Source organism: Streptomyces sp. SPB074, assembly GCF_000154905.1.
Taxonomy (GTDB): domain Bacteria; phylum Actinomycetota; class Actinomycetes; order Streptomycetales; family Streptomycetaceae; genus Streptomyces.
The window spans coordinates 2909310-2912652 of record NZ_GG770539.1; the positions used below are offsets into that span (position 1 = coordinate 2909310).

General features: G+C 74.3%; 2 protein-coding genes and 1 pseudogene. 2 read left to right on the forward strand and 1 reads right to left on the reverse strand.

Going from position 1 to position 3343, the window contains the following annotated elements:
* The first annotated feature begins 168 nt into the window (after nucleotides 1-168).
* Both SSBG_RS11910 and SSBG_RS11915 read left to right on the forward strand, forming a co-directional pair.
* Entirely contained in the window at nucleotides 169-660 is a 492-nt protein-coding gene (locus tag SSBG_RS11910; RefSeq protein WP_008746385.1) for an inorganic diphosphatase, read from the forward strand.
* Nucleotides 661-907: 247 nt separating this feature from the next.
* Nucleotides 908-2749, forward strand: a complete 1842-nt coding sequence (locus SSBG_RS11915; protein WP_008746386.1) for a threonine/serine exporter family protein — start codon at nucleotides 908-910, stop codon at nucleotides 2747-2749.
* A gap of 39 nt (nucleotides 2750-2788) precedes the next feature.
* On the opposite strand, the pseudogene SSBG_RS11920 reads toward SSBG_RS11915, so the two are convergent.
* A pseudogene (locus SSBG_RS11920) lies at nucleotides 2789-3343 on the reverse strand (hypothetical protein); the annotation flags it as partial.

Here is a 3343-nt window from a genome sequence, read left to right on the forward strand (position 1 = left end):
GACACTTAACCACTGCGCCTTACCGCGAGCACGGCGCCCCGGTCCGTACGGGTCCCTCCCCGGGAACGGCGGCGGACGGGGTCCCCCGGTCGGACGCAGTCACGAACAGCTCAGCAACGGGCGTGGCGCGGCCACGCCCGGACACGTACCGACATGGAGGAGCCAGCGGTGGAGTTCGACGTCACGATCGAGATCCCGAAGGGTTCGCGCAACAAGTACGAGGTGGACCACGAGACCGGTCGGGTGCGCCTGGACCGCCGCCTCTACACGTCGATGGCGTACCCGACGGACTATGGCTTCGTGGAGAACACCCTCGGCGAGGACGGCGACCCGCTCGACGCGCTCGTCATCCTGGACGAGCCGCTCTTCCCGGGCGTCCTCGTGGAGGCGCGCACGATCGGCATGTTCAAGATGACCGACGAGGCGGGCGGCGACGACAAGCTGCTGTGCGTCCCGGCCGGGGACCCGCGCTTCGCGCACCTCCAGGACATCGAGGACGTCTCGCCGTTCCTGCGCGACGAGATCAAGCACTTCTTCGAGTCCTACAAGGACCTGGAGCCCGGCAAGGAGGTCCAGGGCGCCGACTGGGTCGGCCGCGCCGAGGCCGAGGCCGAGATCGAGGCGAGCCGCAAGCGCCTCCAGGAGCAGGGCGGCCACTGAGCCGCACGCGTCCCCGCCCGGGGCCGCGCCCGAAGGGCCGCACGGGGTCTCCGTGCGGCCCTTCGCCGTCCCCGCGCGGGGACCCGGCCCCCGCGCGCCCGCCCGGTGCGGCCGTACGGGACGTGCGGGGCCCTCACCACGCGGTACTCGCCGGGCCCTGTGCCGTCGCGGCGTTTACGGTGCTGTGCAGTGGGTGAGCCGAAGCCCGGGGAGACGAGCCGGCGGCGAACGAGGAGCGAGGCGACAGGTGAGCGAGGCGGAGGACCGGGACCGGCACCACGAGGACCGGGACGCGGACGCGGGCCGGGACCACGCGGGCCCCGGCGCGGACCGCGACCACGCGGACCCGGGACCGGGCGACGGCACGGAGCCGGGCGAAGGCCCCGAACCCGGCGACGGCCCGGAACCCGGCGACGGCCCGGAACCCGGCGACGGCTCTGCGAAACCGCAGTCCGACGAGGCCCGCAGCGCCTTCTCGCCGCCCTCGGGGCTCCCCTCCCCCGACGGGTGGGCGAGCTGGAGCGAGCCCGAGGACGACTCGCAGGTCACCTCCGAGTTCGCGCTCCCCGAGGGCTTCGTGCCGCCCGAGCCCGTCGAGGCCGACCCGGCCGCGGCCACCTCCGCCTTCTCCCTCCCGCCCTCCTACGAGGCCCGCGAGGCGCCGCCCGCCTTCACGCCCGCCGGGGGCATCCCCGTCCTGCGGCTGACGAAGGAGGCGCCGTGGCAGGACCGGATGCGCACGATGCTGCGGATGCCGGTCGCCGAGCGTCCCACCCCCGAGACGGCGCAGAAGCACGACGCCGACGAGGGCCCCGCCGTGCCGCGCGTGCTCGACCTGACGCTCCGTATCGGTGAGCTGCTGCTCGCGGGCGGCGAGGGCGCCGAGGACGTCGAGGCCGCGATGTTCGCCGTCTCGCGCTCGTACGGGCTCGACCGCGTCGAACCGAACGTCACCTTCACCCTCCTCAACATCAGCTACCAGCCGAGCCTCGTCGAGGACCCCGTGACCGCCGCGCGCACCGTGCGGCGGCGCGGCACCGACTACACGCGGCTGGCCGCGGTCTTCCAGCTCGTGGACGACCTCACCTCGCCCAGTACGGACGTCTCGCTCGAAGAGGCGTACCGGCGGCTGGCCGAGATACGGCGCAACCGCCACCCGTACCCCGGCTGGGTGCTCACGGCGGCGAACGGGCTGCTCGCGGGGAGCGCCTCGGTGCTCGTCGGCGGTGGCCCGGCCGTCTTCTTCTGCGCGGCGATCGGCGCGATGCTCGGCGACCGGCTCGCCTGGCTCGCCGCCGGGCGCGGGCTGCCGGAGTTCTACCAGTTCCTCGTCGCCGCGACCCCGCCCGCGGCGATCGGCGTCGCCCTCAACCTCACCCACGCCAACCTGCGCGCGTCCGCCGTCATCACCGGTGGCCTGTTCGCGCTGCTGCCCGGGCGGGCGCTGGTCGCCGGGGTGCAGGACGGGCTGACCGGGTACTACATCACGGCCGCCGCGCGGCTGCTGGAAGTCCTGTACTTCTTCGTCGGCATCGTCATCGGGGTGCTCGTCGTGCTGTACGCGGGCGTCCAGCTCCACGCGTCTCTCGACCCGGACGTGACCGGGGGCGCCGTGAACAGGCCCGTCGCGCAGCTCCTCGCCTCGGTCGCGCTCTCGCTCGCCTTCGCGGTGCTGCTCCAGCAGGAGCGCTCGACGGTCCTCCCCGTCGCGCTCAACGGCGGTGTCGCCTGGCTCATCTTCGGCTCGATGCACCTGACGGGGAAGATCTCGCCGGTCGCCGCGACGGCGGTGGCCGCCGGGCTCGTCGGCCTCTTCGGGCAGCTCCTCTCGCGCTACCAGTTCGCCTCCTCGCTGCCGTACGTGACGGCGGCGATCGGGCCGCTGCTGCCCGGTTCCGCGACGTACTACGGACTGCTCGGCATCGCGCAGAACGAGCTGGACAACGGCCTGCTCTCGCTCTCGCGCGCGGTCGCGACGGCGCTCGCCATCGCGATCGGCGTCAACCTCGGCTCGGAGATCTCGCGGCTCTTCCTGCGTGTGCCGGGCACCATCGCGCGCAAGGGAGCGAAACGGACCCGGGGCTTCTGACGCCCGCCCCGGGCCCGTGCGGACGCCCCGACGGGCGGCTCAGCGGCGCCGGTCCTCGTCCGGGTAGCCGTAGCCGCCGTGCGGGGGACGCTGCCCGTACCCCTGCCCCTGCCCTTGCGCCTGCTCCTGCTCCTGCTCGTAGGCGGGGAAGGGCTGGGTCGCGTCGGGCGCCTGGTAACCGCCGTCCGGCGGCGTGGGCCGCTGCTGCGCCGGGTACGGCTGGGGCTGCTGCCCGCCGTAGGACTGCGGCTGCCCGCCGTACTGGGGCTGACCGCCGTAGGGCTGCTGCCCCTGGTAGGGCTGCTGACCGCCGTACTGCTGCGGGTCGCCAGGCTGCTGCGGGTTGCCGTACTGCTGCTGGCCCTGGGAGGGCTGCTGACCGCTGTAGGGCTGCTGCTGACCGCCGTACGGGGCCTGCTGCCCGTTGCCGTACGGGGTCTGGCCGCCGCCCTGCCGCTCGCCGCCGCCGTAGGCGGGCGGGTACTGCTGCCGCCCGTACGGGTCCGGGTGTCGCGGTGCCTGGTACGGGCTCTCCTCGCCGTACGTGAGGCCCTGCTGGCCGCCGTAGGTGCCGCCGCCGTAGGGCTGCGGACC